Origin of the sequence: Stenotrophomonas sp. YAU14A_MKIMI4_1 (genome assembly GCF_003086855.1) — a bacterium.
GTDB lineage: Bacteria > Pseudomonadota > Gammaproteobacteria > Xanthomonadales > Xanthomonadaceae > Stenotrophomonas.
Window position 1 is genome coordinate 1,620,661 of record NZ_CP025998.1, and the last position, 18,173, is coordinate 1,638,833.

An 18,173-nucleotide genomic window follows, 5' to 3' on the forward strand; every position below is an offset into this window, starting at 1 on the left:
GGCACCCCCATGTCGAAGCGATACCGCGAGGAGGACTCCATGAAGAAGTTGCTGACCATTGCGATCCTGGCCGCCGCCGCCGTTGCCGTGCCCCTGGTGATGGCGCAGAACGCCGGCCAGCCGGCCCCGCAGCAGAACGACCAGGCCGACAAGGCCGCGCAGTCCGAAGCCGATGCCAAGGCCAAGCGACGGGCCCAGGCCAATGCCGAAATGAAGGCCAAGGGCCAGCCGGTCCCGCAGCAGGAAGAAGAAGAGGAAGCGCGGAAGAAGCGTTAAGGCTTCCGCTCCCAAGGCCCTTGGTACAAGGGTTCTGTTCCTGAACGCCCCGCATTGCGGGGCGTTTTCTTTTGCCCTTGCCGCCATCTGCCCCTTGGGTTGGCGGCCCTCTATCTGTAAACTATGGCTTTCCGGGAGTAAGTGCGTGTCCACCCTTTGCGAATGGGCTGGAAGGGCCAGGTCTGGCCTCCAGCAATGCGGGTCGCAGGTGACGGTCGAAATGGCCGGCACGGCCGCCCCGACCTCGCACGAAGGTTCCCGCCCGGCGCCTGCCGCCGGCCAGGTCCGCACCTCCCTCGCTGTCCCAGCGAACCGGAAAACCCCCTTTCTGCACCCTGTCTGCCCCCCGGGCAGGCGTGGTGCTGCCGTTTTCCATTTCCAGACAGGATGCTTGCAGCCATGACTCCCTTGATTTTCGTAACCGGCGGCGTGGTGTCCTCGCTCGGCAAAGGCATTGCCGCTGCGTCGCTGGCCGCCATTCTTGAAGCGCGTGGCCTGAAGGTCACGATGATGAAGCTCGACCCGTACATCAACGTGGACCCGGGCACGATGAGCCCGTTCCAGCACGGCGAGGTCTACGTCACCGACGATGGCGCCGAGACCGATCTCGACCTGGGCCATTACGAGCGTTTCGTGCGCACCCGCCTGAGCCGCAAGAACTCGGTCACCACCGGTCGCATCTACGAGAACGTGATCCGCAAGGAGCGCCGCGGCGACTACCTGGGCGCGACCGTGCAGGTCATTCCGCACATCACCGACGAGATCCGCCGCTGCATCGACGAAGCCACCGAGGGCTACGACGTGGCCCTGGTCGAGATCGGCGGCACGGTCGGCGACATCGAATCGCTGCCGTTCCTGGAGGCCATCCGCCAGGTGCGCACCGAGCGTGGCCCGGAGAAGGCGCTGTTCATGCACCTCACCCTGGTGCCCTACATCGGCGCTGCCGGTGAACTGAAGACCAAGCCGACCCAGCATTCGGTGAAGGAACTGCGCTCGATCGGCATCCAGCCGGACGTGCTGCTGTGCCGTTCCGAGCAGGCCGTGCCCGATTCGGAGCGCCGCAAGATCGCCCAGTTCACCAACGTCTCCGAACGCGCCGTCATCAGCGTGCCGGACGTGGACGTGCTCTACCGCATTCCCTCCGGCCTGCACGCGCAGGGCCTGGACGAGATCGTGGTGAACCAGCTGAAGCTGGCCGACAAGGCCGGCCCGGTGGACCTGTCGATGTGGGAAGACGCCGTCGATGCCACCCTGCACCCGCTGGACGAAGTGACCATCGCCGTGGTCGGCAAGTACGTCGACCACCAGGACGCCTACAAGTCGGTGGGTGAAGCGCTCAAGCATGGTGGCCTGCGCCAGCGCACCAAGGTCAACCTGAAGTGGCTGGAAGCGCAGGACCTGGAAGGCACCGACATGGCCGCCCTGGCCGACGTCGACGGCATCCTGGTGCCGGGCGGCTTCGGTGACCGTGGCTTCGAAGGCAAGGTGCTGACCTCGCAGTTCGCGCGCCAGAACAGCGTGCCGTACTTCGGCATCTGCTACGGCATGCAGGCCGCGGTGGTTGACTACGCACGCCACGTGCTGGGCCTGGAGCAGGCCAACAGCACCGAGAACGACCGCCAGTCGCCGGACCCGGTGATCGGCCTGATCACCGAATGGCGTACCGCCACCGGCGATGTCGAAAAGCGTGACGACAAGAGCGACCTGGGCGGCACCATGCGCCTGGGCCTGCAGGAACAGCGCCTGAAGCCGGGCACCCTGGCCCGCGAGCTGTACGGCAAGGACGTGGTGGCCGAGCGCCATCGCCATCGCTACGAGTTCAACAACCGCTACCGCACCCAGCTGGAAGATGCCGGCCTGGTGATCTCGGGCAAGTCGATGGACGACACCCTGGTGGAAGTGGTGGAACTGCCGCGCGATGCGCACCCGTGGTTCCTGGCCTGCCAGGCACACCCGGAATTCCTGTCCACGCCGCGCGACGGCCACCCGCTGTTCATCGGCTTCATCCGTGCCGCGCGTGAGCGCAAGGCCGGCGGCGCACTGCTGGCCGAAGCCCGCGCCTGACTTGTGAATGGGGGTTGCGGCCCCCATCCTGCATGCTTCAACCCCAGCGCGCTGGCTTGTACGGCGCGCGGACCAACAAGGAAACGCCATGAAACTGTGTGGATTCGAGGTTGGGCTGGACCAGCCCCTGTTCCTGATCGCTGGACCCTGCGTGATCGAGTCGATGCAGCTGCAGCTCGATACCGCCGGCAAGCTGAAGGAGATCACCGACAAGCTTGGCGTCAACTTCATCTTCAAGTCGAGCTTCGACAAGGCCAACCGTACCTCGGGCACCGCGTTCCGCGGCCCGGGCATGGAAGAGGGCCTGAAGGTGCTGGCCGAAGTGAAGAAGCAGATCGGCGTGCCGGTGCTGACCGACGTGCATGAATACACCCCGATGGACGAAGTGGCCTCGGTGGTGGACGTGCTGCAGACCCCGGCGTTCCTGGTCCGCCAGACCGATTTCATCCGCAAGGTGTGCGCCGCCGGCAAGCCGGTCAACATCAAGAAGGGCCAGTTCCTGGCGCCGTGGGACATGAAGCCGGTCGTGGAGAAGGCCAAGTCCACCGGCAACGAGCAGATCATGGTCTGCGAGCGTGGCGCCAGCTTCGGCTACAACAACCTGGTCAGCGACATGCGTTCGCTGGCGGTGATGCGCGACACCGGCTGCCCGGTGGTGTTCGACGCCACCCATTCGGTGCAGCTGCCGGGCGGGCAGGGCACCAGTTCCGGTGGCCAGCGTGAACACGTACCGGTGCTGGCGCGCGCTGCCGTGGCCGTGGGCATTTCCGGCCTGTTCGCCGAAACCCATCCGGACCCGTCCAAGGCGCTGTCCGATGGCCCCAATGCGTGGCCGCTGGACCAGATGGAAGCGCTGCTGGAGACTTTGATGGAGCTCGACGCGGTGACCAAGAAGCACGGTTTCTCGCGCTTCGCGTGAGTCTGGACCCGTGGGCGGCGCTGGAAGCCCGGCGTCGCCGGCGGCACTGGCGGCAGTGGCCGTGGGGCTGGGTGGCCGTGGCCTTCGGCGTGTTGATGTGGGCGGCGCTGGCCTATGCCGTGTTGCTGGCGGCGGGAAGCATGCGCATGCCCGGCGACGGTGCCGCGCCGCGCTGGCAGCACACGATGGCCTGGGCCTGCCTGAACACGGCGGCCGTGTCGTGCGTGGCGAGCGCGGTCACCACCGTGCTGGGCTGGCGCCTGCGCCGTGCGCGTGGCGCGGCCATGCTGGCAGGCCTGCTGTTGCTTGCCGTGGCGCTGCTGCTGGGCGGGGTCGTGCTGACCCAGCTGTGATCCTCACCCGGGCGGGGAGCCCATTCACCTGATGAATCCAACATCTTCCGCGCCCGCTTCGCGCCGGCCGTGGCCCTGGGGCCTGTGTGCGCTCGGCCTGGCCGTGCTGGCCTGGGCGGCCCTGGGCGCAGGCCTGCTGGTGTTTCTGTCGGCGTTCGGTTCACCTGGCGATGGCAGCCATGCGCTGGAATCGGTGCAGGTGGCCCTGTTTGCGGCCATGGGCGTGCTGGTAGTGTCCGCGCTGGGCAGTGGCGCCGCTTCGGTGCTGGCGTGGCGCCTGCGGCGTGGGCGTGGCATGGCCGCGGTGGCGGCGTTGCTGCTGGCCCTGCTGGGCATGATCGTGGCCGTGCCGATGCTGGTGCAGGGCCAGGATCCGGTCGTGATCGGCAACACCATTTGGCAAGCGGCGGGCAGCCGGGGATAATCACGCGGCATTCGTTTTGTCGCCTCCTCTCCTTACAGGTAACCGGCCCGACCATGAGTACGATCCGCAGCATCCACGCCCGTGAAATCCTCGACAGCCGTGGCAACCCCACGCTGGAAGCCGAAGTCATCCTGGAGGACGGTTCGTTCGGTCGCGCCGCAGTCCCCTCCGGCGCCTCGACCGGCACCAAGGAAGCGGTGGAGCTGCGTGACGGCGACAAGACCCGTTACCTGGGCAAGGGCGTGCGCAAGGCCGTCGACAACGTCAATGGCGCCATCGCCAATGCGCTGAAGGGCTTTGAAGCCACCGACCAGGCCGGCCTGGACCGTCGCCTGATCGATCTGGACGGCACCGAGAACAAGGGCCGCCTGGGCGCCAACGCGCTGCTGGGTGTTTCCATGGCTGCCGCGCACGCTGCCGCCGCTTCCAGCAAGCAGGCGCTGTGGCAGTACCTGGCCGGCAAGACCGGCGCCACCCCGTCGCTGCCGGTGCCGATGATGAACATCATCAACGGCGGTGCGCATGCCGACAACAACGTCGACTTCCAGGAGTTCATGGTGCTGCCGGTCGGCTTCACCTCGTTCTCCGAAGCGCTGCGCGCCGGCACCGAAATCTTCCATTCGCTGAAGTCGGTGCTGAAGGGCCACGGCCTGAGCACCGCCGTGGGCGACGAAGGCGGCTTCGCGCCGGACTTCCGCAGCAACGTCGAAGCGCTGGACACCATCCTGGAAGCCATCGGCAAGGCCGGCTACACCGCCGGTGAAGACGTGCTGCTGGGCCTGGACGTGGCCTCCAGCGAATTCTTCGAAAACGGCAAGTACAACCTGGTGGGCGAGAACAAGCGCCTGACCTCCGAGCAGTTCGTCGACTTCCTGGCCGACTGGGCCGCGCAGTACCCGATCATCACGATTGAAGATGGCCTGGCCGAGAACGACTGGGCCGGCTGGAAGCTGCTGACCGACCGCATCGGCAAGCAGGTGCAGCTGGTCGGCGACGATCTGTTCGTCACCAATCCGCGCATCTTCCAGGAAGGCATCGATTCGGGCACCGCCAATGCGATCCTGATCAAGGTCAACCAGATCGGTACGCTCAGCGAAACCCTGGAAGCGATCGCCATGGCCGACCGTGCCGGCTACGCCGCCGTGGTCTCGCACCGTTCGGGCGAAACCGAAGACACCACCATCGCCGACATCTCGGTTGCCACCACCGCGACCCAGATCAAGACCGGTTCGCTGTGCCGCAGCGATCGCGTGGCCAAGTACAACCAGCTGCTGCGCATCGAGGAAGCCCTCGGCGCCGGCGCGCGTTACGCCGGTCGTGACGCGTTCGTTTCGCTGAAGCGCTGAGCCCATGCGCGATTGGCGCTGGCTGCTGCTGGTGCTGGCCCTGCTGCTGGCATGGCTGCAGTACCGTTTCTGGTTCGGCCCGGGCAATTCGGGTGAAGTGATGATGCTCGAAGCCCAGGTCGCCAACCAGGAACGGGACAACGAAGGTCTGCAGCAGCGCAACGATGCGCTGGCTGCCGAAGTGAAGGACCTGAAGGAAGGCCAGGCCGCCATCGAAGAACGCGCTCGCAGCGAGCTGGGCATGATCAAGCCCGGCGAGAAGTTCTACCGCGTGGTGGAGGACGCAGCCTCGCGTCCACCGGCGGCTGCACCGGTGGCTGCACAGACCGGCGACCACACGGCGGACGTGCCATGAGCGCGGCCATCTGGGTAGTGGTGCCAGCGGCGGGCCGCGGCACCCGCTTCGGCGCGCCGCTGCCCAAGCAGTACCTGCAGGCAGGCGGCAGGATCCTGCTGGCCCACACCCTGGATGCGCTGCTGGCGCACCCGGCGGTGGCCGGTGTGATGGTCGTGCTGGGCCCGGACGATGCCGACTGGCCGGGCTGGACCGAGTTCGCCGGCAAGCCGGTGCTGACCTGCATCGGCGGCGCCACCCGTGCCGCGTCGGTGCTGGCCGGCCTGCAGGCGTTGCCCGACAGCGTGCGCGCCGATGAATTCGTGCTGGTGCACGATGCCGCGCGCCCGAACCTGTCACCGGCCGATCTGGGCCGGCTGCTGGAAGTGGGGCGCGCCGACCCGGTCGGTGCCATCCTGGCCGCGCCGGTGCGCGACACCTTGAAGCGTGCCGGCGACGATGGTGGCATCGATGCCACCGAGCCGCGCGCACGCCTGTGGCGCGCGCTGACCCCGCAGCTGTTCCGCCGCCACCAGCTGGCCCGCGCGCTGGCCGATGCCGCCGCTGCCGATGTCGAGGTGACCGACGAGGCCATGGCCATGGAGCGCCAGGGCCACCGCCCGCTGCTGGTGGAAGGCAGCGAGGACAACTTCAAGATCACCACGCCGGCCGACCTGGACCGTTTCGAATTCGTACTTTCCCGCCGCGCCGGTTGAGTGACCGCGCGGCCCTGCTGCAAGGGTTGCATCCATGAGCACCGCTCCGTTCCCGCCCGTCCGTATCGGCCAGGGCTATGACGTCCATGCCTTCGGTGAAGGCGACCACATCATGCTTGGCGGCGTGAACGTACCGCACAGCTGCGGCGTGCTGGCCCACAGCGATGGCGACGTGATCCTGCACGCGCTGTGCGATGCGATGCTGGGCGCGCTTGCGCTGGGCGATATCGGCCAGCACTTCCCGCCCAGTGACGACCGCTGGAAGGGCGCCGACAGCAGCGACTTCGTGCGCCACTGCGACAGCCTGCTGCGCGAGCGCGGCTGGCGGGTCGGCAACACCGACATCACCGTCATCTGCGAGCGCCCCAAGGTCGGTCCGCATGCGCTGGCCATGCGTGAGCGCATCGGCGGCCTGTTGCAGCTGCCGCTGGACGCGGTCAGCGTGAAGGCCACCACCTCGGAGAAGCTGGGCTTCACCGGGCGTGGCGAAGGCATCGCCGCGCAGGCGGTGGTGCTGCTGGTGGCCGCATGATTCCGGTGCCGTTGGCGTTCGGTGCGCCGTTGCTGCGCGCCCGCATCCGCAGCACGCCGGAAGATTTCCAGGTGGACGAACTGCCGGCCTTCGAGGCCACCGGCGAGGGCGAGCACCTGCTGCTGCACATCCGCAAGCGCGGCGCCAACACGGTGCATGTGGCCAAGCTGCTGGCGGCCTGGGCCGGCCTGCCGGAAATGGCGGTCAGCTATGCCGGCATGAAGGACCGCCACGCGGTCACCACCCAGCGCTTCAGCGTGCACCTGCCCAAGCGGGTGGCGCCTGACCTGGCCACACTGGCCAGCGACGAGATCGAAGTGATCGACGCCACCTGGCACAACCGCAAACTGCAGCGGGGCGCGCTGGCCGGCAATCGCTTCAAGCTGGTCCTGCGCGATGTGCAGGGCGATGCCGCCGCGATCAGCGAACGCCTGCAGCAGATCGCCAGCCGTGGCCTGCCCAACTGGTTCGGCGAACAGCGCTTTGGTCGCGACGGTGGCAACGTGCCGGCGGCCCTGGCCATGTTCGGCGGCCGCCGCATGCGCAAGGACCAGCGCTCGCTGCTGCTGTCGGCTGCCCGTTCGGCGCTGTTCAACCGGGTGCTGGCTGCCCGGGTGGAGCAGGGCAGCTGGGATCAGCCGCTGCAGGGTGAGGTGTGGATGCTTGATGGCAGCCGCAGCGTGTTCGGTCCGGAGCCGTACACCGATGCGTTGGCTGATCGCCTGGCACGGTTCGACATCCATCCCAGCGCGCCGTTGTGGGGCGAGGGCGAGCTGCGCAGTACCGATGCCGCGCGCGCGCTGGAACTGGGTGCGCTGGACGATGAGGAGTCCAAGGCGCTGCGCGCAGGGCTGGAAGATGCGCGCCTGAAGCAGGAACGGCGCGCGTTGCGCCTGCGCCCGGCGTTGCTGCAGCACCAGTGGCTGGCCGATGACGTGCTGGAGCTGTCCTTCGCGCTGCCGCCGGGCTGCTATGCCACTGCAGTGCTGCATGAGCTGGGTCCGGTAGAGGACGCCTCGCAGGAGTGAAGGCCCGGCGGTGCGGCCCATCCACGCATGGCGTGGATCTACTGCCGCATCGCCCCCCTCATGATCCCGGTAGATCCACGCCATGCGTGGATGCATGCACCAGTAGATCCACGCCACGCGTGGATGCACGCACCAGTAGATCCACGCCACGCGTGGATGCATGCACCAGTAGATCCACGCCACGCGTGGATGCACGCACCAGTAGATCCACGCCATGCGTGGATGCATGCACCAGTAGATCCACGCCACGCGTGGATGAATGCCTCACCGCCGCGCCAACAACACCAGCACCGCGCCGGTGCCGCCCTGGCCGGCCGGCGCCGAATGAAACGCCAGCACATCGTTGCGCAGCCGCAACAGGCGGTCCACCAGGTTCTTCAATACCGGCGCGCCGCCGTCAGACTGCAGCCCCTTGCCGTGGATGATGCGCACGCAGCCGAACTCATGCGCATGCGCTTCCAGCAGGAACTGGCGCAGCAGCACTTCGGCCTGCGCGGCAGTCGCGCCGTGCAGGTCCAGTTCGTCCTGCACCGAATACTGGCCGCGCTTGAGCCGCTGGAACATGCGCGGCGGCAGCGTGTCACGCCGGTAGCTGGCGGTATCGCCCGCCTCCAGCGGGCTGCTGTCGCGCAGCAGCCGGGCGAACTCCCCGGCCGCTTCCTGCTCGTCGCGTTCGGCCATGCGGGCACGCGGTTTCGGCCGTGGCGCGGCCGGCGCCGGTTCGGCATCCTTGCGCAGCGGGGTGACTTCGCCGATGGCCGCGCGGAACAGCGCGGCGGGGTCTTCATCTTCTGGGTGCGACATGTGCACAGGGTAAACCGCCGGTGATGCGGTGCCTACGGCATTTCAAGCGCGTTCGTGACCGTCGGCAGGGTAGGACCCGCGCCCCGCTTGCGGCACAATAGTGGGCGCACTTGCGAGATCGCCGGTTCCCGAGGGGGCGGCTGCCGGTCCCGCCCACGCGGCAAGGTGATGGAATCGAATTCTTGGAAAATCAAGCGGTTGAATCGAACATGCGCATCCTGGTCAGCAACGACGACGGCGTAGACGCTGCAGGCATCCGGATGCTGGCACAGGTGCTGCGCGACGCCGGGCATGAAGTCACGGTGGTTGCCCCCGACCGCGACCGGTCTGGTGCCAGCAATTCATTGACGCTGGATCTGCCGATCCGGCTCAAGCGCATCGACCACTACACCGTCTCGGTGGCGGGTACGCCCACCGACTGCGTGCATCTGGCGCTGACCGGCCTGCTCGAGTTCGAACCGGATATCGTCGTGTCGGGCATCAACAACGCCGCCAACCTCGGCGACGATGTCATCTACTCCGGCACGGTCTCGGCGGCCATGGAAGGGCGGTTCCTGGGCCTGCCGGCAGTGGCGGTCTCGCTGGTCAGCCGCAACCATGACCCGAAGCATTTCGAAACCGCCGCGCGTGCGGCGGTGGAGATCGTGGCCCGGCTGAAGGCCGACCCGCTGCCGGCCGACACCATTCTGAACGTGAACGTGCCTGACCTGCCGTGGGGCGAGGTGAAGGGCTTCGAAGTGACCCGCCTGGGCAACCGCCACCGCGCCGAAGGCTGCATCGCGCAGAAAGATCCGCGCGGCAACGAGGTGTACTGGATCGGTCCGGCCGGCCGCGAGCAGGACTCCGGTCCCGGTACCGATTTCCACGCGGTGCGCACCGGCCATATTTCGATCACCCCCATCCAGGTCGACCTGACCCGCTACCAGGCGCTGGAGAAGGTGGCCAGCTGGGTCGGTGGCCTGAGCGCCGCGCTGGACCAGCCGGCATGAGCCCGCGCCTGCGCCTGCAGCCGGAAGCCGTGGGGATCGGCATGACTTCGCAGCGCGTGCGCGACCGCCTGGTCGATCGCCTGCGCGAGGCCGGCATTGCTGACGAGGCCACGCTCAATGCCATCCGCATCGTGCCGCGCCATCTGTTCATCGATGAAGCCCTGGCCTCGCGTGCCTACGAGGACACCGCGCTGCCGATCGGCCATGGCCAGACCATTTCCCAGCCCTGGGTGGTGGCGCGGATGACCGAAGCGGTGCTGCAGGTTGCACCGAAGACGGTGCTGGAAGTGGGCACCGGCTCGGGCTACCAGGCCGCCGTACTCGGTGCGGTGGGGCTTGAGGTCTACACGGTCGAACGCATCGGCGATCTGCTGCGGCAGGCGCGCAAGCGCTTCCGCGCGCTGGGCATGAACATCCGCACCAAGCATGACGACGGCCGGGTGGGCTGGGCCGAGCACGGCCCGTACGACGCCGTGGTGGTCACCGCGGCCGCACCGGCGCTGGTCGATGCGCTGGTCGAGCAGTTGGCCGTGGGCGGCCGCCTGGTGGCGCCGGTCGGCGGTCCCGGCGGGCAATCGCTGGTACAGCTGGATCGCAAGGCCGACGGCAGCATTGAACAACGCGTGCTGGCACCGGTCACCTTCGTGCCGCTGCTGTCCGGCATGCTCGACTGAATCCAGGGAGCAGGGTTGCATGAAGATTTTCGGGCCGCTGTACGAGCGGGCGATGAAATGGGCGGCGCACGAGCGCGCGCCGACCTATCTGACCGTCTTGAGTTTCTTCGAAGCCATCATCTTCCCGGTCATGCCGGAAGTGATGCTGGCGCCGATGTGCGTGGCCCAGCCCAAGCGCGGCTGGTGGTTCGCCACCCTCAGCCTGGCCGGCTCGATGGTGGGCGCAGTGATCGGTTACGCCCTGGGTCACTACGCCTTCGAGGCGGTGAAGCCCCTGTTCGAGATGCTGGGCATGCTGCCGGCCATTGAAGATGGCATCGCCACGGTGCAGGCCAAGATGGCCGAGTCGCCCTGGGCGGTGTTCACCTTCCTGGTGCTGGGAGGCTTCATGCCCATCCCGATGAAGGTCTTCACGTGGGCATCGGGTATCGTCGGTGTGCCCATGCCGCAGTATCTGTTGAGCATGCTGATCGGTCGCGGCAAGCGTGTGTACGTTCTGGCCGCCGTGATCCGCATTGGCGGCCCGCGCGCGGAAGCCGCGCTGCGGCGCTGGATTGAACCGCTGGGCTGGATCGCCACCGCGTTGGTGGTGGTGCTGGTTGCCTGGCTTGTATGGAGGTCGAAGTTCGCATGAATGCAAATGGTCTGGGCAAGGGCGTGCGCATCGGCGCGCTGGCATTGCTGGTTTCCTCGCTGGCTGCCTGTGGCACCGCCACGGTGGTCCGCCCCGGTGGCAGCGGCGCTGCGGCCAGTACGCCCAAGACCTCGGTGCCCAAGCCGGGGCAGACCGTGGTCGTGCGCAAGGGCGACACCATCTACGCACTCGCGCGCATCCACGACATCACCCCGGCCGACCTGATTGCCTGGAACCGCCTGGACAACCCGTCGCAGATCTACCCGGGGCAGGTCATCCGGTTGTATCCGCAGGGTGCCGGCAGCGGCCGTGCACCCACCACGGTGGTCACCGCGCCGCGTCCGGCCACCGGCAGTGGCAGCACGCCTTCGACGGCGCCGAGCACCGCGCCGGCTACACCGGTGAAGAGCAGCATTGCCTGGCGCTGGCCGGCCGACGGTGCGGTGGTGGGGCGCTATGTGGCGGGCGATGCCACCAAGCAGGGCGTCGACATTGCAGGCAGCAGCGGCGCCCCGGTACGCGCATCGGCCAACGGCGTGGTGGTGTACTCCGGCGCAGGCCTGGTGGGCTACGGCGAGCTGATCATCATCAAGCACAGCGACCAGTGGCTGTCGGCGTATGGCCACAACCGCAAGCGCCTGGTGAACGAAGGGCAGAACGTGAAGGCCGGCGAGCAGATCGCGGAAATGGGCCGCACCGGTGCGAACCGCGACATGCTGCACTTCGAGATTCGTTACAACGGCAAGCCGGTCGACCCGCAGCAGTATCTGCCGGCGCGCTAGCGCAGGCAGATACGGGTAGCGCCGGGCCATGCCCGGCGGCTCTTCGCGCCCACACGAAAGTGCAGGCAGATACGGGTAGCGCCGGGCCATGCCCGGCGGCTCATTGCGCCCACACGAAAACGCCCGAGCATCGGCTCGGGCGCTGTGGGTATCGCGATCTGATCCGGGCTACGCCCGGCGGCTGCCGCGTCAACCTTCCAGGATGAAGGCTGCGGCGACCTTGCGGCCTTCGCCGGCAAGAATATTGAATGTGCGCGCGGCGGCCGGATTGTTCATCACTTCCAGGCCGATGCCGCGCGACAGGCAGGCGGCCATCACCACGGCCGGCGGGAATACCTGGCGATCGCCGGTACCCAGCACGATCAGCGCCGGGCTCAGGGCCAGGATCGGTTCCAGGTCGGCCACCTGCAGATCGGCGGCGCGCACTACCGGCCAGTTCGTTGCCAACTGTTCAGGCGTCAGGAAGAAGCTGCTGGACAGCGACTGGTCGTTCACCCGCGCCGAGCGGCCATCGGCCGCGCGCAGGCTGTATGCGTAATCAGGCGGTTCGTGGTTCAGCTGCATGGGGCAGGGCGGTCAGCCGCGCGGAAGCACGATCTGCCGCTGTTCCTTGCTCGGGCGGTAGAGCACGGCCACGTGGCCGATACGCTGCACCAGCGCGGCTTCGGTCGCTTCGACGATCTCGCCGATCATCACGTCGCGGGCGTCGCGATCTTCAGCGGCCACCTTCACTTTCACCAGTTCGTGGCGCTCCAGCACCTCGTTCAGCTCGGCGATGAACGCGGGCGTGATGCCCTTGCCGCCGGTCTGCAGCAGTGCCTTCAGATCGTGGGCTTGGCCGCGCAGGAAACGGGTCTGGGAAGCGGTCAGGGCGATGGGCATGCAGAAAACACGGTTGAATGGGGTGATCAGGGTATCATGACGACCCCGTAACCCCCTATTTCCAATGGCTACCCGCAGCAAAAGCAGCCAGCGCTGGCTCAAGGAACACTTCTCCGACCCCTTCGTGAAGAAGGCGCAGGCCGAAGGCATGCGCTCGCGTGCCGCCTACAAGCTCGAAGAGCTGCTCGAACGTGACCGGCTGCTGAAGCCGCACATGGTCGTGGTCGATCTCGGCGCCGCCCCGGGCGGCTGGTCTCAGCAGGTGCGGAGACAGATTGGCGACACCGGCCGCGTGCTGGCCCTGGACATCCTGGACATGCCGCCGCTGGCCGGGGTGGAGTTCCTTCACGGTGACTTCAGGGAAGAAACCGTCCTATCGCAGTTCGAGGCCATGCTGGGCGATCAGCCGGTAGACCTTGTGCTGTCGGACATGGCCCCCAATAAGAGTGGTGTAGGCGCGGTCGACCAGCCGCGGATGATGCACCTGGCAGAGCTGGCCCTGGATTTCGCCGACAACCACCTCAAGACCGGTGGGGCGTTCCTGATCAAGCTGTTCCAGGGCGAAGGCTTCGATGACTACGTGCGTGAAATGCGCCGTCGGTACGACAAGGTCTCCATCCGCAAGCCGGAAGCCTCGCGCAAGCGTTCCCCCGAGGTCTACGCCTTGGGTCAGGGAAAACGCGCCCACATGAAGTAAGCTCGACCCGTAAGCTCGACCCCAACGCAATGCCCGCACTGAAAGAGGAACGCTGGAGCCAATGAGGATGAACGACTTGACCAAGAACCTCCTGCTATGGGTGGTCGTCGCCGTCGTGCTGATGGTGGTCTTCCAGAGCTTCTCGCCCAAGTCCTCCGGGGCCGGGGCGCAGGCCACATCGTATTCGCAGTTCCTGGACCAGGTGGACAGCGGCAACGTGCAGAAGGTCACCTTCGGTGGCGATTCGCGCGGCCTGACCAACGAAATCACCTACACCACCCGTGGCGGCCAGACCGGCACGGTGTCGGCACCGGCTGATCGCGACCTGATCAACGTGCTGCGTACCAAGAACGTGGACATCGTGCAGGAACAGCCGTCCAGCGGCATTTCCTTCGCGGCCATCCTGATGAACTTCCTGCCGGTCATCCTGATCATCGGCTTCTGGCTGTTCATCATGCGCCAGATGCAGGGCGGTGGCGGTGGTGCCAAGGGCGCCATGTCCTTCGGCAAGTCGCGCGCCAAGCTGCAGGGCGAAGACCAGATCAAGGTCACCTTCGCCGACGTTGCTGGCTGCGATGAAGCCAAGGAAGAAGTGGGCGAATTGGTCGACTTCCTGCGTGATCCGTCCAAGTTCACCAAGCTGGGCGGCAAGATTCCGCGCGGCGTGCTGATGGTCGGTCCGCCCGGTACCGGCAAGACGCTGCTGGCCAAGGCCATCGCCGGCGAAGCCAAGGTGCCGTTCTTCTCGATCTCCGGTTCGGATTTCGTGGAAATGTTCGTCGGCGTCGGCGCCAGCCGCGTGCGGGACATGTTCGAGCAGGCCAAGAAGCACGCCCCCTGCATCATCTTCATCGATGAAATCGACGCCGTCGGTCGCCACCGTGGCGCCGGCCTGGGCGGCGGTCATGACGAGCGCGAGCAGACCCTGAACCAGCTGCTGGTCGAGATGGACGGTTTCGAAGGTGGCGAAGGCGTGATCGTGATCGCCGCGACCAACCGTCCGGACGTGCTGGACCCGGCGCTGCTGCGCCCGGGCCGTTTCGACCGCCAGGTCGTGGTCGGCCTGCCGGACGTGAAGGGCCGCGAGCACATCCTGAAGGTGCACATGCGCAAGCTGCCGCTGGCCGATGACGTCGAGCCGATGGTGATCGCGCGCGGTACCCCGGGCTTCTCCGGTGCCGACCTGGCCAACCTGTGCAACGAAGCGGCCCTGTTCGCCGCGCGCGGCAACGAGAAGGAAGTCCGCATGGACCACTTCGACCGTGCCCGCGACAAGATCCTGATGGGTGCCGAGCGCCGCTCGATGGCCATGAGCGAGGAAGAGAAGACCCTTACCGCGTACCACGAAGCCGGCCACGCCATCGTCGGTCGCTTGGTGCCCGAGCATGATCCGGTCTACAAGGTCACCATCATTCCGCGCGGCCGTGCGCTGGGTGTGACCATGTATCTGCCGGAAGGCGACCGCTATTCGATGAACCGCGTGGCGATCAAATCGCAGCTGTGCTCGCTGTACGGTGGTCGCGTGGCCGAGGAGTTGATCTTCGGTGCCGACAAGGTCACCACCGGTGCCTCCAACGACATCGAGCGCGCCACCAAGATGGCCCGCAACATGGTCACCAAGTGGGGCCTGTCCGACCAGCTCGGCCCGATCGCCTATGGCGAAGAGGACGACGAAGTGTTCCTGGGCCGTTCGGTCACCCAGCACAAGAGCGTGTCCAACGACACCGCGCGCCGCATCGACGAGGAAGTGCGCAACATCCTCGACGAGGCCTACGCGCGTACCACCGAGCTGATGACGGCCAACCTGGACAAGCTGCACGCGATGTCGCAGCTGCTGCTGCAGTACGAAACCATCGACGCGCCGCAGATCGACGCGATCATGGAAGGCCGCGATCCGCCGCCGCCGATGGGCTGGAACAAGTCCAACAAGGATGGTGGCAGCAACGACAAGGGCGGCGACGCCCGTCCGCTGCCGCCGATCGCCGGCCCGGCCGAGTCGCACTGACGGCCTGCCAACGCTGATCGCAGACGAGGCCGGGGCAACCCGGCCTCGTTGTTTCCGCGCTATACCCGCACCCCTGTCTTTCGCTGGAGCCCGCATGTCCATTCCCCCGCCACAGCCGATCTCCCACACCGTTGAAATGGTCATCGCCACCATCGTCGGTGTCGTGGTCGGGCTGACCCTGGACAACCTGTTGCTGGGCTGCGGTGTCGGCATTGGCGTGGGTATCGTGCTGAGCATCATCAAGACCCTGTACGTCGACCGCAAACGCCGCCGCCCGCGCTGAGGGTTTCCCGGCAGGGCTGCGCCCTGCACCCGCTCAACGTCAACGTCAACGTCAACGTCAAAAGCGTGCATCCCGTGGGATGGCGGGGCGGTGTCGGATTGCGGGGACGCCGCGAGTACGTCCCTGTAGGCTTGGCAGCCGCATCCATGCGGCTGACACCCCGCAATCCGACACCGCCCCACTTCTGACAGATTCCCGCAGCTGATGGTAGGTGTCGACCTTGGTCGACACGGTAGATCCACGCCATGCGTGGATGGATCTGTCAGATATCGAAATTGACCTGGGGTCAGAGCCCGTTGCGCAGCAACGGGATCCGACCCCGTGCCCCGACAGCTCGCGAGAATCTGTCGAAGGCGGGATGGGTCCGGTTGAGGGGGCGTGAGCCGCATGGATGCGGCGACCGAGCTTACATGGACGTACTTGCAGCGTCCCCCTCAACCGGACCCATCCCGCCAACCCACGGAATGCCCGCTGTTGCTGTTGCTTTGGCCGTTGCCGTTGCCTCTGCGGGTGCAGGGCGCCGCCCTGCCGAACTAAACTAGACGCCGTTACCTGCAGGATCGCCCATGTTCGATATCTCGCCCCAGCTCGACTGCGCCGGCCGCATCCTGCGCCTGGATCGTGCCCAGGTCATGGGCATCGTCAACGTGACCCCCGATTCGTTCTCCGACGGCGGCGCACATGACAGCACCGACGCGGCGGTCGCCCATGGCCTGAAGCTGGTGGAGCAGGGCGCCGACCTGCTCGATATCGGCGGTGAATCCACCCGCCCGGGCGCCGCCCCGGTGTCGATCGAGGAAGAGCTGCAGCGCGTCGTGCCGGTCATCGAACAGCTCGCCGCCCGCACCCAGGTGCCGATCAGCATCGACACCTTCAAGCCGGAAGTGATGCGCGCGGCCGTGGCCGCTGGCGCGGGCATGATCAACGACATCTACGGGCTGCGCCAGGAAGGCGCGCTGGAAGCCGCCGCCGCCGCGGGCGTGCCGGTGGTGCTGATGCACATGCAGGGCGAACCCGGCAACATGCAGGCCGAACCGCACTACGACGACGTGGTGGCCGAGGTGCACGGCTTCCTGGTGCAGCGCCTGTTCGCCGCCGAAATGGCCGGCATCGCCAAGAAGCACCTGGTCATCGACCTCGGCTTCGGCTTCGGCAAGACCACCGCGCACAACATGACCCTGCTGGCCCGTTCCGAGCGCTTCCTGGAACTGGGCGTGCCGATGCTGGCCGGCCTGTCGCGCAAGCGCAGCCTGGGCGAGCTGACCGGGCGGCAGGCGCCAACCGAGCGGGTCGCCGCGTCGGTGGCCGCGCACCTGATCGCGGTGCAGCGCGGTGCGCGCATCGTGCGCGTGCACGACGTGGCCGCCACGGTCGATGCATTGAAGATCTGGCAGGCGGTCGAGGCCGTGCCCGCCCCGCGCGTGGCCGCCACCCCGGCGATCCACTGGCCGGACGAAGACTGATGGCCGCCGACCGGCGGCCGCTGGCGATCGCCGTGATGGGGCCGACCGCCAGCGGCAAGACCGCCACCGCGATCGCCCTGGCCAAGCAGTTGAACGGCGAGATCGTCAGCGTCGATTCGGCGCTGGTCTACCGCGGCCTGGATATCGGCTCGGCCAAGCCGGACGCAGCCGAGCGCGCGCAGGCGCCGCACCATCTGCTGGACCTGCGTGATCCCTGGCAGACGTATTCGGCGGCCGAGTTCGCCGCCGACGCCGGCCGCGTGGTCGCCGATATCGTGGCCCGTGGCCGCACGCCGATCCTGGCCGGTGGCACCGGGCTGTACTTCCGGGCGCTGCTGGAAGGCCTTTCGCCGATGCCGGAAGCCGATCCCGGCATGCGCGAAGCGCTGGCGGCAGAGGCGGCCGAGCGTGGCTGGGCCGCCCTGCACAACGAGCTTGCGGCGGTCGATCCGGCCGCGGCGGCGCGCATCCATGCCACCGACCCGCAGCGCATCCAGCGGGCGCTGGAGGTGTACCGGCTGACCGGCACGCCGATCACCGAACTGCAGCGCCAGCGCGGTGTCGCGCCGCTGCCGGTGCGGACCCTGAAGCTGATCCTGGCCCCGCGCGAGCGCGCAGTGCTGCACCAGCGCATCGAGGCCCGTTTCGACACCATGCTGGCGCAGGGGTTCCTGGACGAGGTGCGCGCCCTGCGCGCCCTGCCGCAGATGGCTGCCGTGGCTGCGCCGCTGGACCTGCCGGCGGTCAGGGCGGTCGGTTACCGCCAGGCCTGGGAATTCCTGGACGGGCAGGGCACTGCCGCCGGGTTCCGTGACAAGGGCATCTTCGCCACCCGCCAGCTGGCCAAGCGGCAGCTGACCTGGCTGCGCGGCGAGCTTGATGCCCGCTGGTTCGACCCCCATATCGACCAACAGCGGCTGGCCGACGCAGTCGCGACCTTCGTCGCACGCTGAACGGCCGCTGGCCGT

22 protein-coding genes are annotated in these 18,173 nt (G+C 67.4%); 19 read left to right on the top strand and 3 right to left on the bottom strand.

What is annotated here, in order from left to right:
* Window positions 1-39: 39 nt before the first annotated feature.
* The 10 genes from C1931_RS07475 (at window position 40) to truD (ending at window position 7,992) form a co-directional block, all read left to right on the top strand.
* Entirely contained in the window at window positions 40-276 is a 237-nt protein-coding gene (locus C1931_RS07475; protein WP_108751520.1) for a hypothetical protein, read from the top strand.
* Window positions 277-675: 399 nt separating this feature from the next.
* Complete coding sequence (locus tag C1931_RS07480) at window positions 676-2,340, top strand: CTP synthase (protein ID WP_108752734.1); 1,665 nt, start codon at window positions 676-678, stop codon at window positions 2,338-2,340.
* A gap of 88 nt (window positions 2,341-2,428) precedes the next feature.
* Complete coding sequence (kdsA, locus tag C1931_RS07485) at window positions 2,429-3,259, top strand: 3-deoxy-8-phosphooctulonate synthase (protein ID WP_108749223.1); 831 nt, start codon at window positions 2,429-2,431, stop codon at window positions 3,257-3,259.
* Window positions 3,256-3,612, top strand: a complete 357-nt coding sequence (locus C1931_RS07490; RefSeq protein WP_108755892.1) for a hypothetical protein — start codon at window positions 3,256-3,258, stop codon at window positions 3,610-3,612. Before kdsA ends, C1931_RS07490 begins: the two co-directional genes overlap by 4 nt.
* A 31-nt stretch (window positions 3,613-3,643) precedes the next feature.
* Window positions 3,644-4,036, top strand: coding sequence for a hypothetical protein (locus C1931_RS07495; protein WP_234412881.1), 393 nt, complete (start codon window positions 3,644-3,646; stop codon window positions 4,034-4,036).
* A gap of 53 nt (window positions 4,037-4,089) precedes the next feature.
* Window positions 4,090-5,382 (top strand): phosphopyruvate hydratase, encoded by a 1,293-nt coding sequence (gene eno, locus C1931_RS07500; protein ID WP_108752736.1) that lies wholly within the window; start codon window positions 4,090-4,092, stop codon window positions 5,380-5,382.
* Window positions 5,383-5,386: 4 nt separating this feature from the next.
* Complete coding sequence (ftsB, locus tag C1931_RS07505) at window positions 5,387-5,737, top strand: cell division protein FtsB (protein WP_108755893.1); 351 nt, start codon at window positions 5,387-5,389, stop codon at window positions 5,735-5,737.
* Window positions 5,734-6,432: a 2-C-methyl-D-erythritol 4-phosphate cytidylyltransferase gene (gene ispD / locus C1931_RS07510; RefSeq protein ID WP_108755894.1), complete on the top strand. Its 699-nt coding sequence runs from the start codon at window positions 5,734-5,736 to the stop codon at window positions 6,430-6,432. The genes ftsB and ispD overlap by 4 nt, the downstream gene beginning before the upstream one ends.
* Before the next feature lie 34 nt (window positions 6,433-6,466).
* Window positions 6,467-6,964 (top strand): 2-C-methyl-D-erythritol 2,4-cyclodiphosphate synthase, encoded by a 498-nt coding sequence (gene ispF, locus C1931_RS07515; protein WP_005409005.1) that lies wholly within the window; start codon window positions 6,467-6,469, stop codon window positions 6,962-6,964.
* Window positions 6,961-7,992 carry a tRNA pseudouridine(13) synthase TruD gene (truD, locus tag C1931_RS07520; protein ID WP_108755895.1) on the top strand — a complete coding sequence of 344 codons (1,032 nt, stop codon included), beginning with the start codon at window positions 6,961-6,963 and terminating at the stop codon, window positions 7,990-7,992. The genes ispF and truD overlap by 4 nt, the downstream gene beginning before the upstream one ends.
* A 264-nt stretch (window positions 7,993-8,256) precedes the next feature.
* Here the strand turns inward: truD and C1931_RS07525 are convergent, their stop codons facing one another.
* A complete protein-coding gene (locus tag C1931_RS07525; RefSeq protein WP_108755896.1) occupies window positions 8,257-8,796 on the bottom strand; it encodes a Smr/MutS family protein in 540 nt (179 codons plus the stop codon).
* Window positions 8,797-9,005: 209 nt separating this feature from the next.
* Between C1931_RS07525 and surE the strand changes: the two genes are divergently transcribed.
* From surE to C1931_RS07545, 4 genes are read left to right on the top strand one after another with little or no spacing between them, the layout of a single operon-like run.
* The gene (surE, locus tag C1931_RS07530; RefSeq protein ID WP_108752741.1) at window positions 9,006-9,785 is read left to right on the top strand and encodes a 5'/3'-nucleotidase SurE; all 780 of its coding nucleotides are present in this window, start codon (window positions 9,006-9,008) and stop codon (window positions 9,783-9,785) included.
* Window positions 9,782-10,459: a protein-L-isoaspartate(D-aspartate) O-methyltransferase gene (locus C1931_RS07535; RefSeq protein WP_108752742.1), complete on the top strand. Its 678-nt coding sequence runs from the start codon at window positions 9,782-9,784 to the stop codon at window positions 10,457-10,459. Before surE ends, C1931_RS07535 begins: the two co-directional genes overlap by 4 nt.
* 19 nt (window positions 10,460-10,478) lie before the next feature.
* Window positions 10,479-11,093: a YqaA family protein gene (locus tag C1931_RS07540; protein WP_108752743.1), complete on the top strand. Its 615-nt coding sequence runs from the start codon at window positions 10,479-10,481 to the stop codon at window positions 11,091-11,093.
* The gene (locus C1931_RS07545; protein ID WP_108752744.1) at window positions 11,090-11,875 is read left to right on the top strand and encodes a peptidoglycan DD-metalloendopeptidase family protein; all 786 of its coding nucleotides are present in this window, start codon (window positions 11,090-11,092) and stop codon (window positions 11,873-11,875) included. The genes C1931_RS07540 and C1931_RS07545 overlap by 4 nt, the downstream gene beginning before the upstream one ends.
* Window positions 11,876-12,064: 189 nt before the next feature.
* On the opposite strand, the gene C1931_RS07550 is transcribed toward C1931_RS07545, so the two are convergent.
* On the bottom strand, window positions 12,065-12,439 hold the full coding sequence (locus C1931_RS07550) for an Mth938-like domain-containing protein (RefSeq protein WP_108755897.1): 375 nt from the start codon (window positions 12,437-12,439) through the stop codon (window positions 12,065-12,067).
* Window positions 12,440-12,451: 12 nt separating this feature from the next.
* Window positions 12,452-12,757, bottom strand: a complete 306-nt coding sequence (gene yhbY / locus C1931_RS07555) for a ribosome assembly RNA-binding protein YhbY (RefSeq protein ID WP_108752746.1) — start codon at window positions 12,755-12,757, stop codon at window positions 12,452-12,454.
* Between the two features lie 64 nt (window positions 12,758-12,821).
* Here yhbY and rlmE point away from each other — a divergent pair, with 64 nt between their 5' ends.
* The 5 genes from rlmE (at window position 12,822) to miaA (ending at window position 18,158) form a co-directional block, all read left to right on the top strand.
* Window positions 12,822-13,454, top strand: coding sequence for a 23S rRNA (uridine(2552)-2'-O)-methyltransferase RlmE (rlmE, locus tag C1931_RS07560; protein ID WP_008265654.1), 633 nt, complete (start codon window positions 12,822-12,824; stop codon window positions 13,452-13,454).
* Between the two features lie 67 nt (window positions 13,455-13,521).
* Complete coding sequence (gene ftsH / locus C1931_RS07565) at window positions 13,522-15,459, top strand: ATP-dependent zinc metalloprotease FtsH (protein WP_164271596.1); 1,938 nt, start codon at window positions 13,522-13,524, stop codon at window positions 15,457-15,459.
* 94 nt (window positions 15,460-15,553) lie between these two features.
* Window positions 15,554-15,742, top strand: a complete 189-nt coding sequence (locus tag C1931_RS07570; RefSeq protein WP_108749239.1) for a hypothetical protein — start codon at window positions 15,554-15,556, stop codon at window positions 15,740-15,742.
* Between the two features lie 566 nt (window positions 15,743-16,308).
* Window positions 16,309-17,205 carry a dihydropteroate synthase gene (gene folP, locus C1931_RS07575; protein ID WP_108755898.1) on the top strand — a complete coding sequence of 299 codons (897 nt, stop codon included), beginning with the start codon at window positions 16,309-16,311 and terminating at the stop codon, window positions 17,203-17,205.
* A complete protein-coding gene (gene miaA / locus C1931_RS07580) occupies window positions 17,205-18,158 on the top strand; it encodes a tRNA (adenosine(37)-N6)-dimethylallyltransferase MiaA (protein WP_108755899.1) in 954 nt (317 codons plus the stop codon). Before folP ends, miaA begins: the two co-directional genes overlap by 1 nt.
* Window positions 18,159-18,173 lie beyond the last annotated feature (15 nt).